This window comes from Pseudomonas sp. NPDC089743, assembly GCF_044748785.1.
Taxonomy (GTDB): Bacteria; Pseudomonadota; Gammaproteobacteria; order Pseudomonadales; family Pseudomonadaceae; genus Aquipseudomonas; species Aquipseudomonas putida_X.
The window spans coordinates 155679-181247 of the sequence record NZ_JBIVGS010000006.1; the positions used below are offsets into that span (position 1 = coordinate 155679).

General features: G+C 61.9%; 24 protein-coding genes and 5 tRNA genes. 24 read left to right on the top strand and 5 right to left on the bottom strand.

Annotated elements, in window-relative coordinates; genetic code table 11:
* Window positions 1–112: 112 nt before the first annotated feature.
* The 20 genes from ACIPZC_RS13385 to mgtE all read left to right on the top strand — a co-directional run bounded on the left by ACIPZC_RS13385 (window position 113) and on the right by mgtE (window position 19294).
* Window positions 113–898 (top strand): ABC transporter substrate-binding protein, encoded by a 786-nt coding sequence (locus tag ACIPZC_RS13385; RefSeq protein WP_400627406.1) that lies wholly within the window; start codon window positions 113–115, stop codon window positions 896–898.
* Window positions 899–986: 88 nt separating this feature from the next.
* Entirely contained in the window at window positions 987–1676 is a 690-nt protein-coding gene (locus ACIPZC_RS13390; protein WP_267817820.1) for an ABC transporter permease, read from the top strand.
* Window positions 1673–2371 (top strand): ABC transporter permease, encoded by a 699-nt coding sequence (locus tag ACIPZC_RS13395; protein WP_241804635.1) that lies wholly within the window; start codon window positions 1673–1675, stop codon window positions 2369–2371. The genes ACIPZC_RS13390 and ACIPZC_RS13395 overlap by 4 nt, the downstream gene beginning before the upstream one ends.
* A gap of 22 nt (window positions 2372–2393) precedes the next feature.
* A complete protein-coding gene (locus tag ACIPZC_RS13400; protein ID WP_241804634.1) occupies window positions 2394–3158 on the top strand; it encodes an ABC transporter ATP-binding protein in 765 nt (254 codons plus the stop codon).
* A gap of 100 nt (window positions 3159–3258) precedes the next feature.
* Window positions 3259–4239, top strand: coding sequence for a transcriptional regulator ArgR (gene argR, locus ACIPZC_RS13405; protein WP_267817816.1), 981 nt, complete (start codon window positions 3259–3261; stop codon window positions 4237–4239).
* A 329-nt stretch (window positions 4240–4568) separates the two neighbouring features.
* Window positions 4569–5789: an aspartate aminotransferase family protein gene (locus ACIPZC_RS13410; RefSeq protein WP_400627409.1), complete on the top strand. Its 1221-nt coding sequence runs from the start codon at window positions 4569–4571 to the stop codon at window positions 5787–5789.
* Between the two features lie 139 nt (window positions 5790–5928).
* Complete coding sequence (gene aruF / locus ACIPZC_RS13415; RefSeq protein WP_039602670.1) at window positions 5929–6948, top strand: arginine/ornithine succinyltransferase subunit alpha; 1020 nt, start codon at window positions 5929–5931, stop codon at window positions 6946–6948.
* A 54-nt stretch (window positions 6949–7002) separates the two neighbouring features.
* On the top strand, window positions 7003–8031 hold the full coding sequence (gene astA, locus ACIPZC_RS13420; RefSeq protein WP_349976545.1) for an arginine N-succinyltransferase: 1029 nt from the start codon (window positions 7003–7005) through the stop codon (window positions 8029–8031).
* Window positions 8032–9495: a succinylglutamate-semialdehyde dehydrogenase gene (astD, locus tag ACIPZC_RS13425; protein ID WP_400627412.1), complete on the top strand. Its 1464-nt coding sequence runs from the start codon at window positions 8032–8034 to the stop codon at window positions 9493–9495.
* A gap of 23 nt (window positions 9496–9518) precedes the next feature.
* On the top strand, window positions 9519–10868 hold the full coding sequence (astB, locus tag ACIPZC_RS13430) for an N-succinylarginine dihydrolase (RefSeq protein ID WP_400627414.1): 1350 nt from the start codon (window positions 9519–9521) through the stop codon (window positions 10866–10868).
* A 15-nt stretch (window positions 10869–10883) separates the two neighbouring features.
* A complete protein-coding gene (locus ACIPZC_RS13435; protein ID WP_400627416.1) occupies window positions 10884–11174 on the top strand; it encodes a topoisomerase II in 291 nt (96 codons plus the stop codon).
* Between the two features lie 10 nt (window positions 11175–11184).
* Window positions 11185–12192 carry a succinylglutamate desuccinylase gene (astE, locus tag ACIPZC_RS13440; RefSeq protein WP_400627418.1) on the top strand — a complete coding sequence of 336 codons (1008 nt, stop codon included), beginning with the start codon at window positions 11185–11187 and terminating at the stop codon, window positions 12190–12192.
* 338 nt (window positions 12193–12530) lie between these two features.
* Window positions 12531–15155 (top strand): alanine--tRNA ligase, encoded by a 2625-nt coding sequence (gene alaS / locus ACIPZC_RS13445; protein ID WP_400627420.1) that lies wholly within the window; start codon window positions 12531–12533, stop codon window positions 15153–15155.
* A gap of 85 nt (window positions 15156–15240) precedes the next feature.
* A complete protein-coding gene (locus ACIPZC_RS13450; RefSeq protein ID WP_400627422.1) occupies window positions 15241–16476 on the top strand; it encodes an aspartate kinase in 1236 nt (411 codons plus the stop codon).
* A gap of 167 nt (window positions 16477–16643) precedes the next feature.
* The gene (gene csrA, locus ACIPZC_RS13455; RefSeq protein WP_003254503.1) at window positions 16644–16832 is read left to right on the top strand and encodes a carbon storage regulator CsrA; all 189 of its coding nucleotides are present in this window, start codon (window positions 16644–16646) and stop codon (window positions 16830–16832) included.
* 72 nt (window positions 16833–16904) lie between these two features.
* Window positions 16905–16995 (top strand) — tRNA-Ser (locus tag ACIPZC_RS13460).
* 106 nt (window positions 16996–17101) lie between these two features.
* Window positions 17102–17178, top strand: a tRNA-Arg gene (locus tag ACIPZC_RS13465).
* A 72-nt stretch (window positions 17179–17250) separates the two neighbouring features.
* Window positions 17251–17327, top strand: a tRNA-Arg gene (locus ACIPZC_RS13470).
* A gap of 72 nt (window positions 17328–17399) precedes the next feature.
* Window positions 17400–17476: transfer RNA gene (locus ACIPZC_RS13475), tRNA-Arg, on the top strand.
* 375 nt (window positions 17477–17851) lie between these two features.
* Window positions 17852–19294 carry a magnesium transporter gene (gene mgtE, locus ACIPZC_RS13480; protein ID WP_267817799.1) on the top strand — a complete coding sequence of 481 codons (1443 nt, stop codon included), beginning with the start codon at window positions 17852–17854 and terminating at the stop codon, window positions 19292–19294.
* Between the two features lie 148 nt (window positions 19295–19442).
* Here the strand turns inward: mgtE and ACIPZC_RS13485 are convergent, their stop codons facing one another.
* The gene (locus ACIPZC_RS13485; RefSeq protein ID WP_003254499.1) at window positions 19443–19769 is read right to left on the bottom strand and encodes an Arc family DNA-binding protein; all 327 of its coding nucleotides are present in this window, start codon (window positions 19767–19769) and stop codon (window positions 19443–19445) included.
* Between the two features lie 83 nt (window positions 19770–19852).
* Here ACIPZC_RS13485 and ACIPZC_RS13490 point away from each other — a divergent pair, with 83 nt between their 5' ends.
* The 3 genes from ACIPZC_RS13490 to ACIPZC_RS13500 all read left to right on the top strand — a co-directional run bounded on the left by ACIPZC_RS13490 (window position 19853) and on the right by ACIPZC_RS13500 (window position 20893).
* Entirely contained in the window at window positions 19853–20065 is a 213-nt protein-coding gene (locus ACIPZC_RS13490; protein WP_349976548.1) for a hypothetical protein, read from the top strand.
* A 48-nt stretch (window positions 20066–20113) separates the two neighbouring features.
* Window positions 20114–20701 carry a phosphonate metabolism protein/1,5-bisphosphokinase (PRPP-forming) PhnN gene (gene phnN, locus ACIPZC_RS13495; RefSeq protein ID WP_400627425.1) on the top strand — a complete coding sequence of 196 codons (588 nt, stop codon included), beginning with the start codon at window positions 20114–20116 and terminating at the stop codon, window positions 20699–20701.
* A 115-nt stretch (window positions 20702–20816) separates the two neighbouring features.
* Window positions 20817–20893, top strand: a tRNA-Arg gene (locus ACIPZC_RS13500).
* Between the two features lie 22 nt (window positions 20894–20915).
* Here the strand turns inward: ACIPZC_RS13500 and ACIPZC_RS13505 are convergent.
* The 3 genes from ACIPZC_RS13505 to ACIPZC_RS13515 form a co-directional block, all read right to left on the bottom strand.
* On the bottom strand, window positions 20916–21887 hold the full coding sequence (locus ACIPZC_RS13505) for an endonuclease (protein ID WP_400627427.1): 972 nt from the start codon (window positions 21885–21887) through the stop codon (window positions 20916–20918).
* An 83-nt stretch (window positions 21888–21970) separates the two neighbouring features.
* Window positions 21971–22210 carry an AzlD domain-containing protein gene (locus tag ACIPZC_RS13510; RefSeq protein ID WP_400627429.1) on the bottom strand — a complete coding sequence of 80 codons (240 nt, stop codon included), beginning with the start codon at window positions 22208–22210 and terminating at the stop codon, window positions 21971–21973.
* Between the two features lie 108 nt (window positions 22211–22318).
* Window positions 22319–22882, bottom strand: a complete 564-nt coding sequence (locus ACIPZC_RS13515) for a hypothetical protein (protein ID WP_400627431.1) — start codon at window positions 22880–22882, stop codon at window positions 22319–22321.
* A gap of 226 nt (window positions 22883–23108) precedes the next feature.
* Here ACIPZC_RS13515 and ACIPZC_RS13520 point away from each other — a divergent pair, with 226 nt between their 5' ends.
* Window positions 23109–24107, top strand: a complete 999-nt coding sequence (locus ACIPZC_RS13520) for a diguanylate cyclase domain-containing protein (protein ID WP_400627433.1) — start codon at window positions 23109–23111, stop codon at window positions 24105–24107.
* An 81-nt stretch (window positions 24108–24188) separates the two neighbouring features.
* Here ACIPZC_RS13520 and lpdA read toward each other — a convergent pair whose 3' ends face one another.
* Window positions 24189–25568: a dihydrolipoyl dehydrogenase gene (gene lpdA / locus ACIPZC_RS13525; protein ID WP_400627435.1), complete on the bottom strand. Its 1380-nt coding sequence runs from the start codon at window positions 25566–25568 to the stop codon at window positions 24189–24191.
* Window position 25569 lies beyond the last annotated feature (1 nt).

Sequence of the window (25569 nt, forward strand, 5' to 3'; positions counted from 1 at the left end):
GCTCGTGGTCTGCGACCTTGGTCGAACCCTGCGCGGCTCGCGTTGTACCCATTCGCATATCGGGCAGTTGTTACTCCTGCCTTGTATTGCCCCGTACCGATGGAGTTACCTGATGAAGAAGCTCGCACTGCTTGGCGCCCTGGCGCTTTCCGTGTTTTCCCTGGTGTCGCAGGCTGATGAAAAACCGTTGAAAATCGGTATCGAAGCCGCTTACCCACCCTTCGCCTTCAAGCAGCCCGACGGCAGCCTCGCTGGTTTCGACTACGATATCGGCAACGCCCTGTGTGAAGAGATGAAAGCCAAGTGCACCTGGGTAGAACAGGAGTTCGATGGTCTGATCCCGGCACTGAAAGTGCGCAAGATCGACGCGATTCTGTCGTCCATGTCGATCACCGAAGACCGCAAGAAGTCGGTCGACTTCACCAAGCGCTACTACCTGACCCCGGCTCGCCTCGTGATGAAGGAAGGTACTGCCGTGAGCGACAGCCTGGCTGAGCTCAAGGGCAAGAAGATCGGCGTGCAGCGTGGTTCGATCCACGACCGCTTCGCCAAGGAAGTGCTGGCCCCGCAAGGCGCTACCGTGGTGCCGTACGGTACCCAGAACGAAATCTACCTGGACGTCGCCGCTGGCCGCCTGGACGGCACCGTGGCCGATGCCACCCTGCTCGAAGACGGCTTCCTGAAAACCGACGCTGGCAAGGGCTTCGCCTTCGTGGGCCCCTCGTTCACCGACGTGAAGTACTTCGGTGACGGTGTCGGCATCGCCGTGCGCAAGGGTGACAAGGCCAACGCCGAGCGCATCAATGCCGCGATCGACGCCATCCGTGCCAACGGCAAGTACAAGGCGATCCAGGACAAGTACTTCAATTTTGACATCTACGGTCCAGACTCGAAGTAAGACGTCGGGTTTCACCTGTGCAATGGTGCAAACAGCAGAGGCTCTGAGGTTTGCACCATTTTTCATTCTCTAGGTCGAGGACCTCATCATGTTGAAAGGCTACGGGGCAGTCATCCTCGACGGGGCGTGGCTGACGCTGCAGCTCGCCCTGTCGTCGATGGCCCTGGCCATCGTGCTCGGCCTGATTGGCGTGGCGCTGCGCTTGTCGCCGGTGCGCTGGCTGGCCTGGTTGGGCGATATGTATGCCACGGTGATCCGTGGTATTCCGGACCTGGTGCTGATCCTGCTGATCTTCTACGGCGGGCAGGACATCATCAACCGTGTGGCGCCGCTGGTCGGCTATGACGATTACATCGACCTGAATCCGCTGGTGGCAGGGATCGGTACCTTGGGCTTCATCTTTGGCGCCTATCTGTCGGAAACCTTCCGTGGTGCCTTCCTTGGTATCCCCAAGGGGCAGGCGGAGGCCGGCGCGGCCTACGGCATGAGCGGGCGGCAGGTGTTCTTCCGCATTCTGGTGCCGCAGATGATCCGCCTGGCGATTCCGGGCTTCACCAACAACTGGCTGGTGCTGACCAAGGCTACGGCGCTCATTTCGGTAGTGGGCCTGCAGGACATGATGTTCAAGGCCAAGCAGGCGGCAGACGCCACCCGCGAACCTTTCACCTTCTTCCTGGCGGTGGCTGCGCTGTACCTGGTGCTCACCAGTGTCTCGCTGCTGGCGCTCAAGTATCTCGAGAAGCGCTACTCGGTGGGCGTCAAGGTGGCTGAGCTATGATCTTCGACTACAACGTCATCTGGGAAGCCATGCCGCTTTATATCGGCGGGCTGCTGACCACGCTCAAGCTGCTGGCGCTGTCACTGTTGTTCGGTTTACTGGCGGCGGTGCCGCTGGGCCTGATGCGGGTGTCCAAACAGCCGCTGGTGAACATGACGGCCTGGCTGTACACCTACGTCATCCGCGGTACGCCGATGCTGGTGCAGTTGTTCCTGATCTATTACGGCCTGGCCCAGTTCGAGGCGGTGCGCCAGAGCATCTTCTGGCCGTGGCTTTCCAGTGCGACCTTCTGTGCCTGCCTGGCGTTCGCCGTCAACACCAGCGCCTACACCGCCGAAATCATCGCTGGCAGCCTCAAGGCCACGCCGCATGGCGAGATCGAAGCAGCCAAGGCCATGGGCATGTCACGCATGAAGATGTACCGCCGCATCCTGCTGCCTTCGGCCTTGCGCCGGGCGCTGCCGCAGTACAGCAACGAAGTGATCATGATGCTGCAGACCACCAGCCTGGCGTCGATCGTCACCCTGATCGACATCACCGGTGCCGCACGTACGGTCAATGCCCAGTATTACCTGCCTTTCGAGGCCTACATCACGGCGGGCGTGTTCTATCTGTGCCTGACCTTCATCCTGGTGCGCCTGTTCAAGATGGCCGAACGCCGCTGGCTCGGCTACCTGGCGCCGCGCAAGCACTGAACGCTCTGTGAGAACCGACAGCATGTACAAACTAGAAGTCCAAGACCTGCACAAGCGCTACGGCAGCCATGAAGTGCTCAAGGGTGTGTCCCTGGCGGCCAAGGCAGGCGATGTGATCAGCATCATCGGCTCCAGCGGTTCGGGCAAGTCGACCTTCCTGCGCTGCATCAACCTGCTCGAGCAGCCGCACGCCGGCAAGATCCTGCTCAACAACGAAGAGCTGAAGATGGTCGCCGGCAAGGACGGCGCCCTCAAGGCTGCCGACCCGCGCCAACTGCAGCGCATGCGCTCGCGGCTGTCGATGGTGTTCCAGCACTTCAATCTGTGGTCGCACATGACCGCGCTGGAAAACGTCATCGAGGCGCCGGTGCATGTGCTTGGCGTGAACAAGAAGGAAGCCCTGGAAAAAGCCGAGCACTACCTGGCCAAGGTGGGCGTGGCCCATCGCAAGGACGCTTTCCCGGGGCATATGTCCGGCGGTGAGCAGCAGCGTGTGGCGATTGCCCGGGCGCTGGCCGTGGAGCCGGAGGTGATGCTGTTCGACGAACCGACGTCGGCGCTGGACCCGGAGTTGGTCGGCGATGTGCTGAAGGTCATGCAGGCCCTGGCCCAGGAAGGCCGGACCATGGTGGTGGTGACCCACGAGATGGGCTTTGCCCGCGAAGTGTCCAACCAGCTGGTGTTCCTGCACAAAGGCCTGGTCGAAGAGACCGGCTGCCCGCGCGAAGTGCTGGTCAACCCACAATCGGAGCGGCTCAAGCAGTTTCTCTCTGGCAGCCTGAAGTAAAGGCTGCACCTTTGCACCAGAATAGGGCATGCTGCGCAGCAGTGCGCAGTCTGCCCTGGCGCCACAGACTCGAACGACTTCAGGTTTCGGACCTTACCCTATGACCACCCAGCGAATCGGTTTTCTCATCTGGCCAAGCACCAAGCCCTTGACGTTGGCGCTGGCGGAGGAAGTATTGCTGGTGGCCCAGCGGGTACATCCTGACGTGGTATACGAGCTGGCCTTTCTCCAGGCCGAGCCTGCGCAGGAAGGCGCCTGGCGCCTGCCGGGCGAGCCCTGGAGCGGGCGCCTGGAGGGGTGTCACAAGCTGTTCCTGCTCGCTGACGAACTGCCCCAGGCACTGGGGTCGGCGCTGTCCACGGCGCTCAAGCAACTGGCCCGCAGCGGCTGCATCATCGGTGGGCTGTCTGCAGGTGTGTATCCGTTGGCCATGCTCGGCCTGCTCGACGGTTACCGCGCTGCGGTGCATTGGCGCTGGCAAGACGATTTCGCCGAGCGTTTCCCCAAGGTCATCGCCACCAGCCATCTGTTCGATTGGGACCGTGATCGCCTGACCGCCTGCGGCGGTATGGCGGTGACCGATCTGCTGTTGGCGGTGCTGGCACGTGATCACGGGGCCGAGCTGGCGGGTGCGGTTTCCGAGGAGCTGGTGGTCGAGCGCATCCGTGAGGGTGGGGAGCGTCAGCGCATTCCGCTGCAGAACCGCCTCGGCTCCAGCCATCCGAAGCTGACCCAGGCGGTGCTGTTGATGGAAGCCAATATCGAAGAGCCGCTGACCACCGACGAAATCGCTCAGCATGTGTGCGTATCGCGCAGGCAGCTGGAGCGCATCTTCAAGCAGTACCTCAACCGTGTGCCTAGCCAGTACTACCTGGAGCTGCGGCTGAACAAGGCACGGCAGATGCTGATGCAGACCAGCAAATCGATCATCCAGATCGGCCTTTCCTGTGGCTTCTCCTCCGGCCCGCATTTCTCCAGTGCCTACCGCAATTTCTTTGGCGCCACGCCACGGGAAGACCGTAACCAGCGGCGTAACAGCAGCCCCTTCGAATTGAGTTCGGCGCCTGCCGAAAAGGGCTGAACGCTGCCCGGTGCACTGCGCCTCTGTCGCCTGCAAGCCAGCGTCCAGGCTGATCGGGTTGCCGCCGGTCCGGTGGCGGCCGGCTTGCCGGTGAGGGCGGCGGTGCAGCCGGCGTATCTTCTTATGTGAACACCCGTTCACCCAGTCCCGCTCTGCCGTTACACTGCGCGATTGCGACAGTGTTTGTCGCATTGCCGAAAGCCTGGGTAAAACTGGGTTTTGCGCTGTAACAAGTTGTCGCTTGGCCGCAAGGACAGGCGTAGATCAGTCCTTACAATCCCCCCATCGCTCGCCACTTCCAGGCCAGCGTTCCTCTTCAGGAGACTCAGATGTCCGTTGAGCAAGCCCCGGTGCAGCGTGCCGATTTCGACCAGGTCATGGTCCCCAACTATTCTCCGGCGGCCTTCATTCCTGTGCGAGGCGAGGGTTCCCGCGTGTGGGACCAGTCGGGCCGCGAGCTCATCGACTTTGCCGGCGGCATCGCGGTGAATGCCTTGGGCCACTGCCATCCGGCACTGGTCAAGGCCCTGACCGAGCAGGCCAATACCCTCTGGCACGTTTCCAACGTCTTCACCAACGAGCCGGCACTGCGCCTGGCGCACAAACTGGTCGACGCCACCTTTGCCGACCGGGCTTTTTTCTGCAACTCAGGCGCCGAATCCAACGAGGCCGCCTTCAAGCTGGCCCGTCGCGTCGCCCATGACCGCTTCGGTCCTGACAAGCACGAAATCATCTCCGCCGTGAACAGCTTCCACGGTCGCACCCTGTTCACCGTCAGCGTCGGCGGCCAGCCGAAGTACTCGGATGGTTTCGGCCCGAAGATCACTGGCATCAGCCATGTGCCCTACAACGATCTGGAAGCGCTGAAGGCACAGATTTCCGACAAGACCTGCGCCGTGGTGATCGAGCCGATCCAGGGCGAGAGTGGTGTGGTCCCGGCCGACAAGGCGTACCTGGAAGGCGCCCGCAAGCTGTGTGACGATCACAACGCCCTGCTGATCTTCGATGAAGTGCAGACGGGTGTGGGCCGTACCGGCTCGCTGTACGCCTATCAGCATTACGGTGTGACGCCAGACATCCTGACCAGCGCCAAGAGCCTGGGCGGTGGCTTCCCGATCGGCGCCATGCTCACCACCACTGAGCTTGCCAAGCATCTGGCGGTCGGTACGCACGGCACCACCTATGGCGGTAACCCGTTGGGCTGCGCCGTTGCCTGCGCGGTATTGGACGTGATCAATACCCCAGAAACCCTGGCCGGTATCAAAGCCAAGCACGAGCGCTTCAAGGCGCGCCTGGAGCAGATCGGCCAGAAGGCTGGCCTGTTCTCTCAGGTGCGTGGTGTCGGCTTGTTGATCGGCTGCGTGCTGACCGAAGCCTGGCAGGGCAAGGCCAAGGACATCCTCAATGCCGCCGAGAAAGAAGGCGTGATGGTGCTGCAGGCCGGCCCGGACGTGGTGCGCTTCGCGCCGAGCCTGGTGATCGAAGATGCCGATATCGATGAAGGTCTGGACCGCTTCGAGCGGGCTGTGGCCAAACTGACCCAGGCCTGATTCGCCGGCGGTCCCTTCGCCGGCCCCGTCGGGCCGGCGATTGCAGAATCCCAGTGCGGGCGCGTGCTTGCAGACTCAACACGCGCCCGCCGTTTTTCCGTGCCGCCAGAGCGGCCAGTTTTTCCAAAGGAGTGACACCATGCTGGTGATGCGCCCCGCGCAAATGGCTGATCTGAACGAAGTGCAGCGCATGGCTGCAGACAGCCCCGTTGGTGTCACTTCGCTGCCAGATGACGCTGCCCGTCTGGGCGACAAGATAGCCGCCTCGGAAACGTCGTTCGCTGCCGAAGTCAGTTTCAATGGCGAAGAAAGCTACTTCTTCGTGCTCGAGGACAGTGTCACCGGCAAGCTGGCCGGTTGCTCGGCAATCGTCGCCTCGGCAGGCTACTCCGAGCCTTTCTACAGCTTTCGTAACGAAACCTTCGTGCACGCCTCCCGCGAGCTGAAGATCCACAACAAGATCCACGTGCTGTCGCTGTGCCATGACCTCACCGGCAACAGCCTGCTGACCAGCTTCTATGTCCTGCCTGAACTGGTGAACAGTGGCTGGGCCGAGCTGAATTCGCGTGGTCGCTTGCTGTTCATGGCTTCGCACCCTGAGCGCTTTGCCGACTCGGTGGTCACCGAGATCGTCGGTTACAGCGATGAGCAAGGCGAGTCGCCGTTCTGGGATGCCATAGGGCGCAACTTCTTCGACCTCAACTACGCCCACGCCGAGCGCCTGTGCGGCCTGAAGAGCCGTACTTTCCTCGCCGAACTGATGCCGCATTACCCGATCTACGTACCCCTGCTGCCGGACGCTGCGCAGGAGGCCATGGGCCAGGTGCATCCGCGCGCGCAAATCACGTTCGACATCCTCATGCGTGAGGGCTTCGAGACCGAGCACTACATCGACATCTTCGATGGCGGCCCCACCTTGCATGCGCGTGCCTCGGGCATCCGCTCGATCGCCCAGAGCAGGGTGGTGCCGGTCAAGCTCGAGGAGCTGCCGGCCAAGGGCGGGCGCCCGTACCTGGTGTGCAACGGCCAACTGCAGGATTACCGTGCGGTGCTGGTCGAGCTGGACTGGGTGCCGGGCAAGCCTGTGAGCCTCAGTGCCGAGGCTGCCGAGGCGCTGGGTGTGGGCGAGGGCGCCAGCGTGCGCCTGGTCGCGGTCTGAGGCCTGGGAACAGAGAGTTTTGCGGTAGCCACAGCTGCCGCACAAGGAGATAGCATGATCGTTCGTCCTGTACGCAGCAGCGATTTACCTGCGCTGATCGAGTTGGCACGCAGCACCGGTACCACCGGGCTGACCACCTTGCCGGCCAACGAGGAACGCCTCGGGCACCGTGTCGGCTGGGCCGAGAAGAGCTTCCGGGGTGAAGCCGAGCGCGGTGACACCGACTACCTGTTCGTGCTGGAGAACGACGAAGGCCTGGTGGTCGGCATCAGTGCCATCGCCGGCGCCGTCGGCCTGCGCGAGCCCTGGTACAACTACCGGGTGGGCCTGACCGTCAGCGCCTCGCAGGAGCTGAACATCTATCGCGAGATCCCCACCCTGTTCCTGGCCAATGACCTGACCGGCAACTCCGAACTGTGCTCGCTGTTTTTGCGCAGTGACCACCGCTCTGGGCTCAATGGCCGCTTGCTGTCGCGGGCGCGCATGCTGTTCATCGCCGAGTTCCCAGAACTGTTCGGCAACAAGATCATTGCCGAAATGCGCGGCATGTCCGACGAGCAGGGCCGTTCGCCGTTCTGGGAGAGCCTTGGCCGGCACTTTTTCAAGATGGAGTTCAGCCAGGCCGACTACCTCACTGGCGTAGGCAACAAGTCGTTCATTGCCGAGCTGATGCCCAAGTTCCCGTTGTACACCTGCTTCCTGTCGGAGGCCGCACGCAGCGTGATCGGCCGTGTGCACAGCGACACCGAGCCTGCGCTGGCCATGCTCAAGCAGGAAGGCTTCAGCTATCAGGGGTATGTCGACATCTTCGACGCAGGCCCCGCCATCGAGTGCGAAACCTCGAAGATTCGTGCCGTACGCGAGAGCCAGACCTTGGTTCTGGCCGTGGGTACGCCTGGCGATGACGCAACCCCTTACATCATCCATAACCGCAAGCGCGATGACTGCCGTATCACTGCCGCGCCCGCACGCCTGGCGGCGGGCACCCTGGTGGTCGACCCGCTGACCGCCAAGCGCCTGCGCATGGGCGCGGGTGACAACGTGCGCGCCGTGCCGCTGTCGGCAAGCCGGGAGGCCCAGTAAATGACCACGCATTACATCGCCGGCCGCTGGCAGGCCGGCCAGGGTGAAGCCCTGCAGTCGCTCAACCCGGTCACGCAAGCCGTTGTCTGGCAAGGGCAGGGCGCCGATGCCGGCCAGGTCGAGGCTGCCGTACAGGCTGCGCGTCAGGCTTTTCCAGCCTGGGCGCAACTGAGCCTGGAGGCGCGCATCGACGTACTGGAAAAGTTCGCCGAACAGCTGAAGCAGCATTCCGAGGCGCTGGCTCACTGCATTGGCGAAGAAACCGGCAAGCCGCTGTGGGAGTCGGCTACCGAAGTGAGCAGCATGGTCAACAAGGTCGCGATCTCGATACAGAGCTACCGCGAGCGCACGGGCGAGAAAAGCGGCCCGCTGGCAGAGGCTACCGCGGTACTGCGGCACAAGCCCCACGGAGTGGTGGCGGTGTTCGGCCCCTACAATTTCCCCGGCCATTTGCCCAATGGGCACATCGTTCCGGCACTGCTGGCGGGTAACTGTGTAGTGTTCAAGCCCAGCGAGCTGACCCCCAAGGTCGCTGAGCTGACCGTCAATTGCTGGATCGCCGCGGGCCTGCCTGCCGGCGTGCTGAACCTGGTGCAGGGCGCGCGCGATACGGGGGTGGCGCTGGCTGCCAACCCGGGTATCGATGGCTTGTTCTTCACAGGCTCCAGCCGCACCGGCAACTTGCTTCATCAGCAGTTTGCCGGCCGTCCGGACAAGATCCTTGCCCTGGAAATGGGCGGCAACAACCCATTGCTGGTGGATGAGGTCAAGGACCTCGATGCGGCGGTGTACACGATCATCCAGTCGGCGTTCATCTCCGCTGGCCAGCGCTGCACCTGCGCTCGCCGCCTGCTGGTGCCGCAGGGCGCCTGGGGCGATGCGCTGCTCGCGCGGTTGGTCGAGGTGTGCAAAGGCATCACGGTCGGCGCTTTCGATCAGCAGCCGGCACCTTTCATGGGGTCGGTCATTTCGCTGCAGGCTGCGCAGGTGCTGATCGCGGCCCAGGCTGAGCTGCTCGCCAAAGGCGCCACCCCGTTGCTGGAGATGACCCAGCCCCAGGCCGATGCCGCATTGCTGACCCCGGGCATCATTGATGTCACTGCCGTGACCGACCGGCCCGACGAAGAATTTTTCGGCCCGCTGCTGCAGGTGATTCGTTACGCGGACTTCGATGCCGCCATCGATGAGGCCAACAACACCCAGTACGGCCTGGCGGCTGGCCTGCTGTCCGACTCCCGTGCCCGCTACCAGTACTTCTGGCTGCGCAGCCGCGCCGGCATCGTCAACTGGAACAAGCAACTGACCGGTGCCGCCAGCAGCGCGCCGTTCGGGGGGGTAGGCGCCAGCGGCAACCATCGCGCCAGCGCCTATTACGCCGCCGACTACTGCGCTTACCCCGTGGCTTCGCTGGAGACTGCCAGCCTTGCCCTGCCGGCGACCCTGACGCCGGGCGTCACCCTATAACAACAGGTCACGGAGCCTAGCCGATGAAATCCTATGAAGTGAATTTTGATGGCCTGGTGGGGCCTACCCACAATTACGGCGGCCTGTCCTACGGTAACGTGGCTTCGCAGAGCAACAGCCAGCAGGCCTCGAACCCGCGTGAAGCGGCGCGCCAAGGCCTGGCCAAGATGAAAGCGCTGGCCGATATGGGCTTCAAGCAGGGCGTGCTGGCGCCGCAGGAGCGCCCGGACGTGGCCGCTCTGCGTCGTCTGGGCTTCAGCGGTAGCGATGCCGAAGTGATCCGGCGCGCCGCCAAAGAGGCCATGCCGCTGTTGGTCGCCAGCTGTTCGGCATCGAGCATGTGGGTGGCCAACGCGGCCACCGTCAGCCCCAGCGCCGACACCGCTGATGGCCGCGTGCATTTCACCGCTGCCAACCTCAACTGCAAGTACCACCGCAGCATCGAGCATCCGACCACCAGCCGTGTGCTGGCCGCCATGTTCAGCAATGAGCAGCACTTTGCCCATCACCCGGCGCTGCCTGCCGTGGCGCAGTTCGGCGACGAGGGCGCGGCCAACCATACGCGCTTCTGCCGCAGCTACGGCGAGGCGGGCGTCGAGTTTTTCGTCTATGGTCGCAGCGCGTTCGACGGCCGTTATCCCGCGCCGCAGAAGTATCCGGCACGCCAGACCCTGGAAGCCTCACAGGCCGTGGCACGGCTTCACGGTCTGAGCGATGACGGTGTGGTCTACGCTCAACAGAACCCATCGGTGATCGATCAGGGTGTATTCCACAACGATGTGATTTCGGTGGGCAATGGCGAGGTGCTGTTCTACCACGAAGATGCTTTCCTCGAGACTGACGCGGTGCTTGGCCAGCTGCAAGCTAAACTGGCCAGCAAGGGTGGCAACTTCCAGGCCATCCGTGTACCACGGGCAGCGGTGGCGGTAGAGGATGCGGTGCGTTCCTACCTGTTCAACAGCCAACTGCTCAGCCGCGACGACGGCTCGATGCTGCTGGTGGTGCCGGAGGAGTGCCGCAACAATGAGCGGGTCTGGGCGTACTTGCAGCAACTGACCCGCCAGGGTGGCGCGGTGAAGGAGGTCAAGGTGTTCGACCTCAAGCAAAGCATGCAGAACGGCGGCGGCCCGGCATGCCTGCGCTTGCGCGTGGCTTTGAAGGAATCGGAACTGGCGGCGGTCAATCCAGGCGTTATCATGACCGCCCCGCTGTACGACACACTGGTGCAGTGGGTCGACAAGCACTACCGCGACCGCCTGGGCGAAGCGGACCTTGCCGACCCGCAGTTGCTGTTCGAATGCCGTACGGCGCTGGATGAGTTGACCCAGATTCTGAAGTTGGGCTCGGTCTATCCGTTCCAACGCCAACCTTGAAGAGAGACTTTTGTAATGACCGACGCCCTGCGCCTGATCCTTGAAGATGTAGACGGCACTCAGCTGGAAACTTCCTGCACCCGCTTTGCCGTTGTCTGGCAGGGCAAGGAAGTGTGGATTCAGCAAGACGGCCGTGGCCAATTGCTGATCGGTGTCGACGTCGATGAGAACGACACCGAGTACGCCAACCTGCTCCTGCGCCCGATGGCTACCAACCTGGTCAGCCTGCAGCTGGAGATGGAGCCGGCAGAAGTCGGTGAAGACGATGACCACGTCCATGGCCCCGACTGCGGCCACGGCCACTAAGGAAGCGCCTATGCTCGCCCTTGGCAAATTGCTTGAGCTGACCCTGACCGATCACGAGCCGGCCGAGAAGACCCAAGTTACACCCAAGGGCGTGCGTTTACGCTGGCTGGGGGAGGGCGCACTCGAGGTGCGTCCGCCCGAAGGCGACGATTGCGGGCTGGACCTGCTGTTGTCGGCCGGTATTCATGGCAATGAAACAGCGCCGATCGAATTGCTCGAACGGCTGCTGCACGGCGTGGCCAATGGCAAGATCAAGCCGCGTTCGCGTGTGATGTTCCTGTTCGGCAACCCAGCGGCGATCCGCAAGGGCGAGCGCTTCATCGAGCAGGACATCAACCGCCTGTTCAATGGTCGTCACGAGCTTTCCAGTGGTTTCGAGGCACTGCGTGCCGCGGAGCTTGAGCAGTTCGCCCGGGTGTTCTTCAGCAAGTCTGAGCGTACCCGTCTGCATTACGACCTGCACACCGCCATTCGTGGCTCCAAGATAGAGCAGTTTGCCCTTTACCCCTATAAAGAGGGGCGCAAGCATTCCCGCCGTGAGCTGGCTCGGCTGGCTGCTGCAGGCATGGAGGCGGTGCTGCTGCAGAGCAAGTCATCGATCACCTTCAGTGCGTTCACCTATGAGCAACTGGATGCCGAAGCATTTACCTTGGAGCTGGGCAAGGCGCGGCCGTTCGGGCAGAACGAGCAGGTCAACCTCGACAAGCTGGAGCAGCGCCTGATCCAGATCATCGAAGGCGATGAGCCTGAGGCCGGGGAGTCGCTCGATGGTCTTAAACTGTTCAGTGTGGCTCGCGAGATCATCAAGCACAGTGAGGGCTTTCGCCTGCATCTGCCGGCGGATATCGAGAACTTCTCCGAGCTGAGCAAAGGTTATCTGCTGGCCGAGGACCTGGCTGAAATGCGCTGGGTGGTGGAGGAGGAGGGGGCGCGGATCATCTTCCCCAACCCCAAGGTCAAGAACGGGCTGCGCGCCGGGATTCTCATCGTCCCGGATTCAGGGCAGCGTCTGGCCTGAGTTTGCGCAGTGCCTGGCAGGAGCGGCCTTGTTGTCGCCAAAGGGCGCTTCTGCCAAGGCCGGTCGTCGCTGAACCTTGCCCATGACAATCATTTAATTCACCGCCTGTTCCATTTTCCCTTCCCTTGAGCGGTAATAGGCTTGCCAGCGGCAAAAGCCTGCATTTAGCATCCGGTCATGTCATTTTCGTTTGCACGCGCTTCAAAAGCCGTCCAATCGACGTTTTGCATCGCATAAACACACTGCACCGAGATTGCAGGACCGATATAATGCGGCCCTTTGCCGTCGTTTCGTCGACGCGTTTGCCCCCAGGGGCCGTCGTTTCCGTGGAAGAACCTATGAAAAGCGCAGAAATCCGTGAAGCCTTCCTTCGCTTCTTCGAAGAGCAGGGCCATACCCGAGTCGCCTCCAGTTCGCTGATTCCGAACAACGACCCGACCCTGCTGTTCACCAACGCAGGCATGAACCAGTTCAAGGACTGCTTCCTCGGTGCCGAGAAGCGCGCCTACACCCGTGCGGTCAGCAGCCAGAAGTGCGTGCGCGCCGGTGGCAAGCATAACGACCTGGAAAACGTCGGTTACACCGCGCGTCACCACACCTTCTTCGAGATGCTGGGCAACTTCAGCTTCGGCGACTATTTCAAGCGCGATGCGATCACTTTCGCCTGGACCTTCCTGACCTCCGACAAGTGGCTGAACCTGCCCAAGGAAAAGCTCTGGGTCACCGTCTACGCCAGTGACGACGAAGCCTACGACATCTGGACCAAGGAAGTCGGCGTGCCGGCCGAGCGCATGGTGCGCATTGGTGACAACAAAGGCGCCCCGTACGCCTCCGACAACTTCTGGACCATGGGCGATACCGGCCCGTGCGGCCCTTGCACCGAGATCTTCTACGACCACGGTGCCGATATCTGGGGCGGCCCACCCGGTTCCCCGGAAGAAGACGGCGACCGCTACATCGAGATCTGGAACAACGTCTTCATGCAGTTCAACCGTACTGCCGATGGCGTGCTGCACCCGCTGCCAGCGCCGTCGGTGGACACCGGCATGGGCCTGGAGCGCATCAGTGCGGTCATGCAGCACGTGCACTCGAACTACGAGATCGACCTGTTCCAGAACCTGCTGAGCGCTGCGGCCAAGGCCATCGGCTGCAGCAACGACGGCCAGGCTTCGCTGAAAGTCGTGGCAGACCACATCCGCTCCTGCGGCTTCCTGATCGCAGACGGCGTGCTGCCGTCCAACGAAGGCCGTGGCTACGTGCTGCGCCGCATCATTCGTCGCGCCTGCCGTCACGGTAACAAGCTGGGTGCCAAGGGCAGCTTCTTCTACCTGATCGTCGCAGCCCTGGCTGCCGAGATGGGCGAGGCGTTCCCCGAGCTCAAGAGCCAGCAGGCCCACATCGAGCGCGTGCTCAAGGCCGAAGAAGAACAGTTCGCCAAGACCCTCGAACAGGGCCTGCGCATCCTCGAGCAGGACCTTGCCCAGCTCAAGGGCGACGTCGTGCCGGGTGACGTGGTGTTCAAGCTCTACGACACCTACGGCTTCCCGATGGACCTGACCGCCGACATCGCCCGTGAGCGCGAGCTGACCATCGATGAAGCGGGCTTCGAGCGCGAGATGGATGCCCAGCGTGAGCGTGCCCGTTCGGCCAGTGCCTTCGGCATGGATTACAACAGCTTGGTCAAGGTCGACACCGCCACCGATTTCGTCGGGTACAACGCCACCGAAGGTCAGGGCAAGGTCATTGCCCTGTACAAGGACGGCCAGTCAGTCGACCAGTTGGGCGAGGGCGAGCAGGGCGTGGTGGTGCTGGATCGCACCCCGTTCTATGCCGAATCCGGTGGCCAGGTCGGCGATACCGGCTACCTGCAGTCCGGCGCCGTGCGTTTTGACGTGCAAGACACCACCAAGACCGGCGGCGCTTTCCTGCACCATGGCGTGGTCGCCAGCGGCGCGCTGCTGATCGGTTCTCCGGTCGAAGCCAAGGTCGATGCCGAGGTGCAGCACGCTACCTCGCTGAACCACTCGGCCACGCACCTGCTGCACGAAGCGTTGCGCCAGGTGTTGGGCGAGCATGTGCAGCAGAAGGGCTCGCTGGTCGACAGCCAGCGTCTGCGTTTCGACTTCAGCCACTTCGAGGCGGTGACGCCTGCGCAGATCAAGGCGCTGGAAGATATCGTCAACCGCGAAGTGCGCAAGAACACGCCGGTGGAAACTGAAGTTACCGATATCGAAACCGCCAAGCGCAAGGGCGCGATGGCCCTGTTCGGCGAGAAGTACGGCGATACCGTGCGCGTGCTGAGCATGGGTGGCGATTTCTCCGTCGAGCTGTGCGGCGGTATCCACGCCAAGCGCACCGGTGATATCAGCCTGTTCAAGATCATCAGCGAAGGCGGCGTGGCCTCTGGCGTGCGCCGTATCGAAGCGGTGACCGGCGCTGCTGCACTGGCCTACCTGAACGCTGCCGAAGAGCAGGTCAAGGAAGCCGCGCAGCTGGTCAAGGGCAACCGTGACAACCTGATCGACAAGCTGTCGGCTGTGCTCGAGCGCAACCGTCAGCTTGAGAAGCAGCTGGAACAGCTGCAGGCCAAGGCCGCCAGCGCCGCAGGGGACGATCTCTCCAATGCGGCTGTTGAGGTCAAGGGTGCCAAGGTCCTCGCCGCCCGCCTGGATGGGCAGGATGGCAAGGCCCTGTTGGCCCTGGTCGATCAGTTGAAGAACAAGCTCGGCCACGCAGTGATCCTGCTGGGCAGCGAGCATGAGGGCAAGGTCGTGCTGGTGGCCGGCGTGACCAAAGACCTCTCCAGCCAACTCAAGGCTGGTGACCTGATGAAACAAGCCGCTGCGGCAGTGGGTGGCAAGGGCGGTGGCCGTCCGGACATGGCTCAGGGCGGTGGCGTCGACGTCGCTGCGCTGGACCAGGCCCTGGCGCTGGCCGTGCCGTTCGCAGAGCAGGGACTTTGAGATGGAGGGGCCGATGGTCTAGTCATCGGCCCCTCCATGTTGGATGGTTTTTTTGAGGCCCGGTATGGGCTGAGGCACCATTGAAATGGCGTTGATCGTACAGAAATTTGGCGGTACCTCTGTCGGTTCCATCGAGCGGATCGAGCAGGTTGCCGACAAGGTCAAGAAACACCGTGAAGCGGGCGACGACCTGGTGGTTGTGCTGTCGGCCATGAGTGGCGAAACCAATCGCCTGATCGACCTGGCCAAGCAGATCACCGATCAGCCGGTTCCGCGTGAGCTGGACGTGATCGTGTCCACCGGCGAGCAGGTCACCATTGCCCTGCTGGCCATGGCCTTGATCAAGCGTGGTGTGCCGGCGGTGTCCTACACCGGCAACCAGGTGCGCATCCTCACCGACAGCGCGCACAATAAAGCACGCATCCTGCAGATCGACGACCAGAAGATTCGCGCCGACCTCAAGGCCGGGCGCGTGGTGGTTGTAGCCGGTTTCCAGGGCGTCGACGAGCACGGCAGCATCACCACCCTGGGCCGCGGCGGCTCCGATACCACGGGCGTGGCCCTGGCGGCCGCGCTCAAGGCTGACGAGTGCCAGATCTACACCGACGTCGATGGCGTTTACACCACCGACCCGCGCGTCGTGCCACAGGCGCGCCGCCTGGAGAAGATCACCTTCGAAGAGATGCTGGAAATGGCCAGCCTCGGCTCCAAGGTGCTGCAGATCCGCTCGGTGGAGTTCGCCGGCAAGTACAACGTTCCGCTGCGCGTGCTGCACAGCTTCAAGGAGGGTCCAGGTACCCTCATTACCATTGATGAAGAGGAATCCATGGAACAGCCGATCATTTCCGGTATCGCCTTCAACCGTGATGAAGCCAAGCTGACCATTCGCGGCGTGCCGGACACCCCGGGCGTCGCTTACAAGATCCTCGGCCCGATCAGCGCTTCGAACATCGAAGTGGACATGATCGTGCAGAACGTTTCGCACGATAACACCACCGACTTCACCTTCACCGTGCACCGCAACGAGTACGAGAAGGCTCACAGCGTGCTGGAAAACACCGCACGTGAAATCGGTGCCCGCGAAGTGATCGGTGATACCAAGATCGCCAAGGTGTCGATCGTCGGTGTTGGCATGCGTTCCCATGCTGGTGTTGCCAGCCGCATGTTCGAAGCCCTGGCCAAGGAGAGCATCAACATCCAGATGATCTCCACGTCCGAGATCAAGGTGTCGGTCGTCATCGAAGAGAAGTACCTGGAGCTGGCCGTTCGCGCGCTGCATACCGCGTTCGAGCTTGACGCTCCGGCCCGACAGGGCGAGTAAGGCGTTGCCTTGAGGGGCGCGGCTTGCCGCGCCCTTCGCGTTTCTGCGCGTCACGCAGGCCCTGTCCTGCCAGCGTGACGCGCTCCGGAGCCCTGTGTCGTCGTCCACGGCCAGGCCCTGTTGTTCCCAGACTGTTATCCCTGAATGTCTTGCGTAAGGAGAAAGCTATGTTGATTCTGACTCGTCGGTGCGCCGAGAGCCTGATCATTGGAGATGGCGAGATCACCGTGACGGTGCTCGGCGTCAAAGGAAACCAGGTGCGTATCGGCGTCAGCGCGCCCAAGGAAGTGGCCGTTCACCGCGAGGAAATCTACCTGCGGATCAAGAAAGAGAAGGATGAGGAGCCAAGCCTTTAATTTTTTTGAAGTTTTTTTCAAAAAAAGGGTTGCAAACGAGGAAGAGCCTGTTTAATATTCGCCTCGTGTTGCGGTGAGGTGGCCGAGTGGCCGAAGGCGCTCCCCTGCTAAGGGAGTATACCTCATAAGGGTATCGGGGGTTCGAATCCCCCCTTCACCGCCATTATTCGCTTAGGGCGCTGTAATCGGTAAGAACGCTAAGTCGTTGAATTTAAACGAAAAAGTTCTTGCAAAAATGTTTCAGCGACCTATAATGCGCGGCAAGACACGGACTCATAGCTCAGCTGGATAGAGTACTCGGCTACGAACCGAGCGGTCGGAGGTTCGAATCCTCCTGAGTCCGCCACTTTTGAAGTGGCTTTGCTTACAAAGCTGCTTCAAGCAACCAGTGGTAATCTGGTCTAAAACTACCAACTACGGACTCATAGCTCAGCTGGATAGAGTACTCGGCTACGAACCGAGCGGTCGGAGGTTCGAATCCTCCTGAGTCCGCCACTTTTGAAGTGGCTTTGCTTACAAAGCTGCTTCAAGCAACCAGTGGTAATCTGGCCTAAAACTACCAACCACGGACTCATAGCTCAGCTGGATAGAGTACTCGGCTACGAACCGAGCGGTCGGAGGTTCGAATCCTCCTGAGTCCGCCACATATCAAGAAGCCCGCTCAATTGAGCGGGCTTTTTGTTGTGCGCCGTTCACTGATTTATCAGTGATGCCCGCTAGACTGAAAATCAACCCGCCCGACACTTCTTTGCGCCGCATGTGTTTTTTCGCTGGCTCGTGCCGTCGCACACATGGCTTCGAGCGTTGTCATAGCTTTATCGCGCAAACGATTGTTCTGGCCAAAAATTTAAGCGATCTGACAGCTTAGGCAGTGTATGATTGCGCCCGTCAGCCCCGCCGGGGCTTGTGGAATACCACCATGGACTTACCCAGTAGTTACTCGTTAACAAGATTCTTACAGCCTGATCTGACCGATTGATTCCCCCGGCGTGCTCCGCTGCTGGGAGTGGAGTTCGCCTATGACTGAAGTAGAAGTAAAGAAAGCGCAAGAGAGCCTGCAGGATCGCCTGGCCCAGGTGGTCGAGCTGTTGCAGCGCCAGCGCGTCGTTGAAGACCTGACCCATCGTCAGGAAGGTCATCACCACGACCTGGTGGAAAACCTCGTCCACCGTCAAAACCTCGTCGAGTTGCAGCGTAAGCTCGACGACCTGCACCCCGCAGATATCGCCTATATCCTCGAAGCTTTGCCCCTGGAAGACCGCCTGACGGTCTGGCAGCTGGTGCGCTCGGATCGTGACGGCGACATCTTGCTTGAGGTTTCCGACTCGGTTCGTCAATCGCTGATCGCTGACATGGACGATCACGAGATCCTCGCTGCGGCCAAGGAAATGGACGCCGACGAGCTGGCGGACCTGGCGCCGGAATTGCCGCGTGATGTCGTCCACGAGCTTATGGAAAGCCTCGATGCCCAACAGCGTGAGCGCGTGCGCTCGGCGTTGAGCTACGACGAGGAGCAGGTCGGTGCGCTGATGGACTTCGAGATGGTGACCATCCGTGAAGACGTCAGCCTGGAAGTGGTTCTGCGTTACCTGCGCCGCCTCAAAGAGCTGCCCAACCACACTGACAAACTCTTCGTGGTCGACTACGACGGCATCCTCAAAGGTGTGTTGCCGATCAAGCGCCTGTTGGTCAACGACCCGGACAAGAAGGTCGCGGAGGTCATGGCGGTTGATCCGGTGTCCTTCCACCCCGACGAAGATGCCTACGACGCTGCGCAGGCTTTCGAGCGTTACGACCTGGTTTCGGCGCCAGTTGTGGACAAGAGCGACCGCCTGATCGGCCGTTTGACCATCGATGAGATGGTCGACCTGATTCGTGAAGAGAGCGAGAGCGAAGTGCTCAACATGGCGGGTCTGCGCGAGGAGGAAGACATCTTCGCCTCGGTCTGGCGTTCATTGCGCAACCGTTGGGCCTGGCTGGCGATCAACCTGATAACTGCGTTTCTGGCCTCGCGGGTGATCGGCCTGTTCGAGGGCTCGATCGAGAAGCTCGTGGCCCTGGCGGCGCTGATGCCGATCGTGGCGGGTATTGGCGGCAACTCCGGCAACCAGACCATTACCATGATCGTTCGCGCCATGGCGTTGGACCAAGTGTCGCCAGGCAATACCAGCCGCCTTATGCGCAAAGAGCTGGCGGTGTCGCTGCTCAATGGCCTGATCTGGGGTGGGGTGATCGGTGCTGTGGCGTTCTGGCTGTATGACAGCTGGTCACTGGGGTTGGTCATGACTGCGGCCATGACATTGAACCTGTTGCTGGCAGCGCTCATGGGGGTATTGATCCCGATGACCCTGACGCGCCTGGGGCGCGACCCTGCCATGGGGTCCAGCGTGATGATCACGGCCGTGACCGACAGTGGTGGCTTCTTCATCTTCCTGGGGCTGGCTACGCTGTTCCTGCTGTGATGGTGCAGGTGTATGCGCCGCCCGTGCGGCGCTGGATACCCAGGCCGCCAGGGCGATCAAGGCATGTGCCCGGCCGGATCGCCACCGACCAGTGAACAACCCAAAAAAAAGCCAGCTTACGCTGGCTTTTTTATTTTTGCTGCGCGCCTCAGGAGGCGTCGGCTGCCATTTCCACATCGTGAGCGATGAGGGCGACCAGCGCGTTCTGCTGTCGGTGGGACAACTGGCGGAAGCGTTGCAGCAACTCGCGCTCATGCAGGGACAGTTCGGGGCTGTCCAGGCGCATGCTCAGCTCGTCGCCCAGCGCACCTTCCTGGATAAGACTCTGCTCCAGGCGTGCGATGATCTCGGAGTTCATGCTGCGGTGATGATTGCGCGCTACCTCGGCAATGCGCTCACGCATTCCGTCTGGCAGGCGGACGACAAACTTGTCAGCGGTGCGGCTCGAATAAATAGCCTGTTTCATTGGGCGCATATAAATTAACCGGTTTTTGGTTCAGGGGAAGCGGTTCACAAATTGGCCGCACGGGATGCTGGTACGACCGTGGCGACGACAAAATGTTCAACCGCCTGGAAAATTTGGTGCTCATCTTGCCTCAAGGTCGCCGTTTCCTTGGCGTCAATTCTGTGACAAATAGTGATCTCGGTAAAGGCTTTTTGCCAGTACCAATTATCAGAAATGAGTACTGGTTGGAAAAGTTTTGCATTTCCAGGATCGCCTTACCGTCAGCCCTCTGCCGTCAAAAACCCGTAAAACGCGGCAAAGGGTAGAGAAAACCCTTAAAATGCGCGGGTTTCCTTCCATAGAGCATAGTGGCTATGCAACATGACGCAAGCTCCCACGATAAAGCCTCGGGTCGCCTGATTTATTTGATAGGCCCTTCCGGTTCGGGAAAAGATTCTCTGATCGAGGCCGCTCGCTCACAACTGGCTGCCGCCGGTGTGGAAATCGCCCGGCGAGTGATCACACGCTCTGCAGAGGCCACCGGTGAGGCGGCGCAGAGCGTCACGCCACAGCGCTTCGAAGCGATGCGTGCGGCAGGCGAGTTTGCCATGCATTGGCAAGCTAACGGCCTGGAGTACGGCATACCCAAGCAAGTGGACATTTGGCTCGCGCAAGGGCGATCGGTGCTGGTCAACGGTTCCCGTGGCTATCTGCCCGAGGCGCGCAGGCGCTACCCCAGCCTGCTGGCAGTGCGCCTGGAGGTTGACCCAGCGGTGTTGCGCGCGCGCCTGGTTGCCCGGGGCAGGGAGGCAGCGCAAGAGATCGATCAGCGCCTGGCGCGCAGCGCCAGGCTCCAGTCCTGCCCCGATCCCCGCGTGCATGTGCTGGACAATTCAGGGCCACTGGCCACGGCGGTCAGCACATTGATGGACCTGCTGCGTCAGCACGGGGTGCCCGTTTGACACAAGCCTCCGAAAAGCCCTACGTGCAAAAAGCCCGATAGATGCATGACAAACGGCTGCCCGCTGGTTAACATGCTCGCCGTCCAGCTGTGCAGCGTTCGCTGCCGGTTCTCGTGTCTCAGTAGCTCAATTGGATAGAGCATCCCCCTCCTAAGGGGAAGGTTGCAGGTTCAAATCCTGCCTGGGACGCCATATCTTCTCTCGCTCCATACGCCTACTTGCAGTTCCCTGCCTTGCGGTATCCTGCACGCTGCGCTTCTGCTTCACTGCCAAAGGCTACCTGGTTTTTCTGAGCGACCTGGCTGTAGCTGGGGCAACCGCTGGCCAGGTGGTACACGTGACTGTTACGGTTGCCAATGATCGCACCGTCAGCTGGCGCATTCGCCAGGGTCGGCTTGCCGACATCTCTCCCAGCCGTTTTCGCGGGAGCCGAAGCTACCACGTCCATCGCCCCGACAGGCTTGTAGCCCAGCGTCCATTTACGCTCGCCGGTGACGAAGGGGTTCGAGTGCCCCATGATCGCGGCGATGCGCTGATTGCGCTGCTTTTCCCATGCCGACACCGGGTGCTGTTTATCCCAGGCCATGAGCACCTGCTGCTGCTGGCGCGACATGCTCAACTTGTACCGGTCGAACATGTAGAACGTGGTACGCGCAACCAGGCCTTTGACTTCGTCACGCGGCTCGGCGGTTTTTTGCTGGAAGTCGACCTTGGTGGTGCACTGTCCATACTGGCGCTCAACGCCGGAAACCATGCCGTAGTTGAAATTGCTGCGGTCACCGTTCACTTCACCCACAGACGGGTAAAGGTTGAACAGGTCCGCCTCCATGGCGCGGAAGGTCGGGTCTTCATTGACGCAATGCTCGCGACCACCGTTCTGCCAGCATTTGCGCTGGTGGCCAAACGTCCAGGCCGGCACGATGTGCTCCCATTCGGTACGTTCGGCGCGGGTCTGCACTTTGCGGGTTTCGTAGCCGCAGGACTTGGCGTCGACACGGCCACCGGACTTGCCGACCCACTTCCATTTGCAGCCACAGTACAGTTCGCCCATTGGGCTGTTTGCCTGGTCGAGGAAGATCTTCTGTTTGGCGACAACCTTGGCTTCGGTAAACGTTGCGGGGGGATTGGCGAAGGCGGCGGGGATGGCAGCGAGGGCGAGGGTTACGACGTACAGCAGTTTCTTCATGAGAAAGCATCATCGGATTTCTGGGAGGCGCGATTATACGGCGTGCCAGCGTCGATTGATGCCCTATCATTTTGGCACCACGCCTACAGACCCAGATACTTCAACACCCATAGCGTCGCCATGCCAACGCCCAGGGTCAGCAACGTGCTGCGCGTGCGCCAGGCCACCAGGCCGGCGACGACTGCGGCGGGTATTTGCGGGTTGCTCCAGTCGACCCCGGCCTGCGCGTCCGGCAACACTCCGAGCCGCGCCGAGGCTTCGAGCGGGTGGTGGCAATCGGTCAGCCGGTGCCGCTCGGCTTGACCATCGCGGCATCGCGGCATCGCGGCATGGCGGCAGCCGGGTGCGGTGGGCAACCCACGGGTGGTTGCGGTGGAAGAGGCGCTGTTGCTGCTGGCGTGAGGCCACCCCGGTCACGGGTGGCCTTGTACTCAGCGTTGGACGGCCTCCAAGGCCTTCTCGCGTTCATCCTTGCCCTGTGAAGCGGCAATGTCCGTGCCCTGGCGAACCTGCTGGGCACGCACTGCCTGTTCCTCCACTTTAGCCTGGGTCTTTAGCGCGATATCTTCCTTGATGCGCTGCGCTATTTGCGCGATGACTTTTTCTTTCTGTTCCGGTGGCAGCGCCTCGAATTCCTCTGGCGTCATGCCCAGTTCAGCGAGCACTTTTTCCTGCATTTTCTGCTCGGGGGTCTTGGCCATGTAGTCGCGGAAGTCCTGCGTGGCGCTGCTGGTTTCCTGGGTGCTGGCGCCGGCCTGCTGGCGTGCGGCAAGGTCAGGGTTCTGTAGCAGCACCTTGAGCTTGGCGAAGGCTTCTTCGCGGGCGTCCTCGGCATTCTGCTGTGACGTGCTGCCTTGGCTGTTCTGTTGCGACGTGGTGTTGCTGGCGGCCAGCGGCGCACGCAGGGGCAGCACCTGCGCCAGAGGCTGTTCAATGTTGATACGGTTCTGCTGCTGGAGCGCGGGCCCCCAGCCTGAGCCATTGAGTGTGATCACGGTGTTTCCTCCTTCTCCCTGGAAGTCTTGAAAGCGCCAGGGACAGGGGCAAAAGCCATGCCAGTCAACTAAACCGGGAAAATAGGGCGTCTGGGCTATTCCGGTAACCGGGCGCACGGCATAAGCTCGCCCGGCAGGGGAACGATCTTGCCGCTTACGGCAATTACGAGCACAGTCGGCAGCACCTTGACCGGGGCGCAGTTGCTGGACACCAGGGAGAGCGTCCATGAGTCAGGAATCAAGGCCGGTGCCGCCCGGCTTCAGTGAGCAACAGTTGCACATGCTGTTCGAATTGATCAGCGATGGTATCTGGGACTGGAATGCCAATACCGGCTACGTCTATCGCAACCCCGGCTGGTACGCCATGCTCGGCTACGCCAGCCATTCCATGGCCAACAGCGTGCTGACCTGGGAGAGCGTGATCCACCCCGAGGATTACCCGCGGGTGATGGCGCATTTCGAGGCTTACATCAACCAGCGCAATGAGCGCTACCTCATCGAATACCGTTGCCGCTGCCAGGATGGCAGCTACCTGTGGATCGAGGACAGCGGCCACATCATCGCCCGCAACGAAGATGGCTCGGTGGCGCGCATGCTGGGTGCGCACCGCAACATCGATGCCGGCAAGCGCCTGGTGGCCCAGCTCGAGCAGAAGAACCAGTCGCTGGAGGCCCAGGTGGCCGAGCGCACGCGCGAGCTGTCCTGGGTCAACCAGCAGCTACAGCGCCAGCTGGACGAAAACCGCGAGCTGGCCGAGCGTGATGCATTGACCCGTATCGCCAATCGCTACCGGCTGGAAAAGGCGCTGCAACAGGAGTGCAGGCGTGCCCAGCGCTTCCGTGAGCCGTTGGCGGTGATCGCCATGGACGTAGATGACTTCAAGCCGATCAACGATCGGTTTGGCCACGCTCAGGGCGATGCGGCCCTGGTTCACGTCGTCGAGTGCTTGCGTACGTGCCTGCGCGACCAGGACCTGCTGGCGCGCTGGGGCGGTGACGAGTTCGTCATGGTGTTGCCGCAGACCACACTGGGTGAGGCACTGGAAGTGGCAGCCCGGTTGCGCCAGGCGATGGTGCAGGTCGAGCAGGTTGGCGCGTGCCGCCTGACCCTGAGCTACGGCGTGGTGCAGTGGCAGGAGGGTGAAGATCCGCATGACCTGCTGGGGCGTGCTGACCAGGCCTTGTACCGAGCCAAGGGGGCGGGCAAGAACAGCATCTGCGAGTGAGCCGGTAGCGGCGCTGAATGAAAAAAGACCCGTGGCGCCTTGGGGGCGCGACGGGCCAAATCGGCCTTGGCCGCTTCAGTGTCAGATGTGCAGGGCGTGGCCCAGCGCCCGCAATGCCGCTTCCTGCACCGCTTCGCCCAGGGTCGGGTGGGCATGGATGGTGCCCGCGATATCTTCCAGGCGTGCGCCCATTTCCAGAGACTGGGCAAAGGCCGTGGACAGTTCCGAAACCGCCACGCCCACCGCCTGCCAACCCACGATCAGATGGTTGTCACGGCGTGCCACCACGCGCACGAAGCCGGTTTTCGACTCCAGGCTCATGGCCCGCCCGTTGGCGGCGAACGGGAACTGCGCGACGATGCAGTCCAACCCTTGCTCACTGGCCTGTTCCGGCGTGGTGCCGGCCACCACCACTTCCGGGTCGGTGAAACACACTGCGGCAATTGCACTGGGCTCGAAGCGCCGCGCCTTGCCGGCAATGATTTCGGCGACCATCTCGCCTTGCGCCATCGCGCGGTGGGCCAGCATCGGTTCGCCGGCCACATCACCGATGGCCCAGACGTTGCGCATGCTGGTCTGGCAGCGTTCGTCGATGGCGATGGCGGCACCGTTCATTTTCAGTTCCAGGCTTTCCAGGTTGTAGCCCTGCGTGCGCGGGCGACGCCCCACCGCTACCAGAACCCGGTCGGCCTCCAGCCGCAACTGCCCGCCCTGGCCGTCGCGGGCCAGCAGGCAGCCGTTGTCATAGCCCTCGACGCTGTGCCCCAGGTGCAGGGCGATGCCCAGCTTCTTCAGCGATTCGGCCACCGGTGCGGTCAGCTCGCTGTCATAGGTCGGCAGGATGCGCTCGCGCGCTTCCACCACGCTGACCCGCGCGCCCAGCTTGCGATAGGCGATGCCCAGTTCCAGGCCGATGTAGCCGCCGCCCACCACCACCAGGTGCTTGGGCAGCGTCTGCGGGGCAAGGGCTTCGGTGGAGGAGATGATCGGGCCGCCCAGCGGCAGCATCGGCAGTTCGACGCTGTTCGAGCCGGTGGCCAGCAGCAGGTGTTCGCACTGGATGCGCTGGCCGTCGACGTCGACATGCTTGCCGTCGATGATCTTCGCCCAGCCGTGGATCACCTTGACCCCGTGCTTTTTCAGCAGCGCGGCGACGCCGGTGGTCAGGCGATCGACGATACCGTCCTTCCAGGCCACGCTCTGGCCGATGTCCAGGCGCGGCGAGGCGACGCTGATGCCCAGGGGCGAGGGTTCGGTAAAGCGCGAAGCCTGGTGGAACTGCTCAGCCACATGGATCAGCGCCTTGGACGGAATGCAGCCGATGTTCAGGCAGGTGCCGCCCAGCGCCTGGCCTTCCACCAGTACGGTGGGGATGCCCAGTTGCCCGGCGCGGATGGCGGCCACGTAGCCACCGGGGCCGCCACCGATGATCAGCAGGGTGGTGTCGATAGTCTGTTGCATG

What these genes read in the sequence shown, in the direction of transcription:
- astA (WP_349976545.1), top strand. Translation starts at nt 7,003, where the DNA reads ATGATCGTTCGTCCTGTACGCAGCAGCGATTTACCTGCGCTGATCGAG.
- aruF (WP_039602670.1), top strand. Translation starts at nt 5,929, where the DNA reads ATGCTGGTGATGCGCCCCGCGCAAATGGCTGATCTGAACGAAGTGCAG.
- lpdA (WP_400627435.1), bottom strand. Translation starts at nt 25,568, where the DNA reads ATGCAACAGACTATCGACACCACCCTGCTGATCATCGGTGGCGGCCCC.
- ACIPZC_RS13435 (WP_400627416.1), top strand. Translation starts at nt 10,884, where the DNA reads ATGACCGACGCCCTGCGCCTGATCCTTGAAGATGTAGACGGCACTCAG.
- argR (WP_267817816.1), top strand. Translation starts at nt 3,259, where the DNA reads ATGACCACCCAGCGAATCGGTTTTCTCATCTGGCCAAGCACCAAGCCC.
- ACIPZC_RS13385 (WP_400627406.1), top strand. Translation starts at nt 113, where the DNA reads ATGAAGAAGCTCGCACTGCTTGGCGCCCTGGCGCTTTCCGTGTTTTCC.
- mgtE (WP_267817799.1), top strand. Translation starts at nt 17,852, where the DNA reads ATGACTGAAGTAGAAGTAAAGAAAGCGCAAGAGAGCCTGCAGGATCGC.
- ACIPZC_RS13410 (WP_400627409.1), top strand. Translation starts at nt 4,569, where the DNA reads ATGTCCGTTGAGCAAGCCCCGGTGCAGCGTGCCGATTTCGACCAGGTC.
- ACIPZC_RS13485 (WP_003254499.1), bottom strand. Translation starts at nt 19,769, where the DNA reads ATGCGCCCAATGAAACAGGCTATTTATTCGAGCCGCACCGCTGACAAG.
- phnN (WP_400627425.1), top strand. Translation starts at nt 20,114, where the DNA reads ATGCAACATGACGCAAGCTCCCACGATAAAGCCTCGGGTCGCCTGATT.
- ACIPZC_RS13450 (WP_400627422.1), top strand. Translation starts at nt 15,241, where the DNA reads ATGGCGTTGATCGTACAGAAATTTGGCGGTACCTCTGTCGGTTCCATC.
- alaS (WP_400627420.1), top strand. Translation starts at nt 12,531, where the DNA reads ATGAAAAGCGCAGAAATCCGTGAAGCCTTCCTTCGCTTCTTCGAAGAG.
- ACIPZC_RS13520 (WP_400627433.1), top strand. Translation starts at nt 23,109, where the DNA reads ATGAGTCAGGAATCAAGGCCGGTGCCGCCCGGCTTCAGTGAGCAACAG.
- ACIPZC_RS13510 (WP_400627429.1), bottom strand. Translation starts at nt 22,210, where the DNA reads ATGCCGCGATGCCGCGATGGTCAAGCCGAGCGGCACCGGCTGACCGAT.
- ACIPZC_RS13505 (WP_400627427.1), bottom strand. Translation starts at nt 21,887, where the DNA reads ATGAAGAAACTGCTGTACGTCGTAACCCTCGCCCTCGCTGCCATCCCC.
- ACIPZC_RS13395 (WP_241804635.1), top strand. Translation starts at nt 1,673, where the DNA reads ATGATCTTCGACTACAACGTCATCTGGGAAGCCATGCCGCTTTATATC.
- ACIPZC_RS13400 (WP_241804634.1), top strand. Translation starts at nt 2,394, where the DNA reads ATGTACAAACTAGAAGTCCAAGACCTGCACAAGCGCTACGGCAGCCAT.
- astB (WP_400627414.1), top strand. Translation starts at nt 9,519, where the DNA reads ATGAAATCCTATGAAGTGAATTTTGATGGCCTGGTGGGGCCTACCCAC.
- ACIPZC_RS13490 (WP_349976548.1), top strand. Translation starts at nt 19,853, where the DNA reads ATGTTCAACCGCCTGGAAAATTTGGTGCTCATCTTGCCTCAAGGTCGC.
- astD (WP_400627412.1), top strand. Translation starts at nt 8,032, where the DNA reads ATGACCACGCATTACATCGCCGGCCGCTGGCAGGCCGGCCAGGGTGAA.
- ACIPZC_RS13390 (WP_267817820.1), top strand. Translation starts at nt 987, where the DNA reads ATGTTGAAAGGCTACGGGGCAGTCATCCTCGACGGGGCGTGGCTGACG.
- astE (WP_400627418.1), top strand. Translation starts at nt 11,185, where the DNA reads ATGCTCGCCCTTGGCAAATTGCTTGAGCTGACCCTGACCGATCACGAG.
- csrA (WP_003254503.1), top strand. Translation starts at nt 16,644, where the DNA reads ATGTTGATTCTGACTCGTCGGTGCGCCGAGAGCCTGATCATTGGAGAT.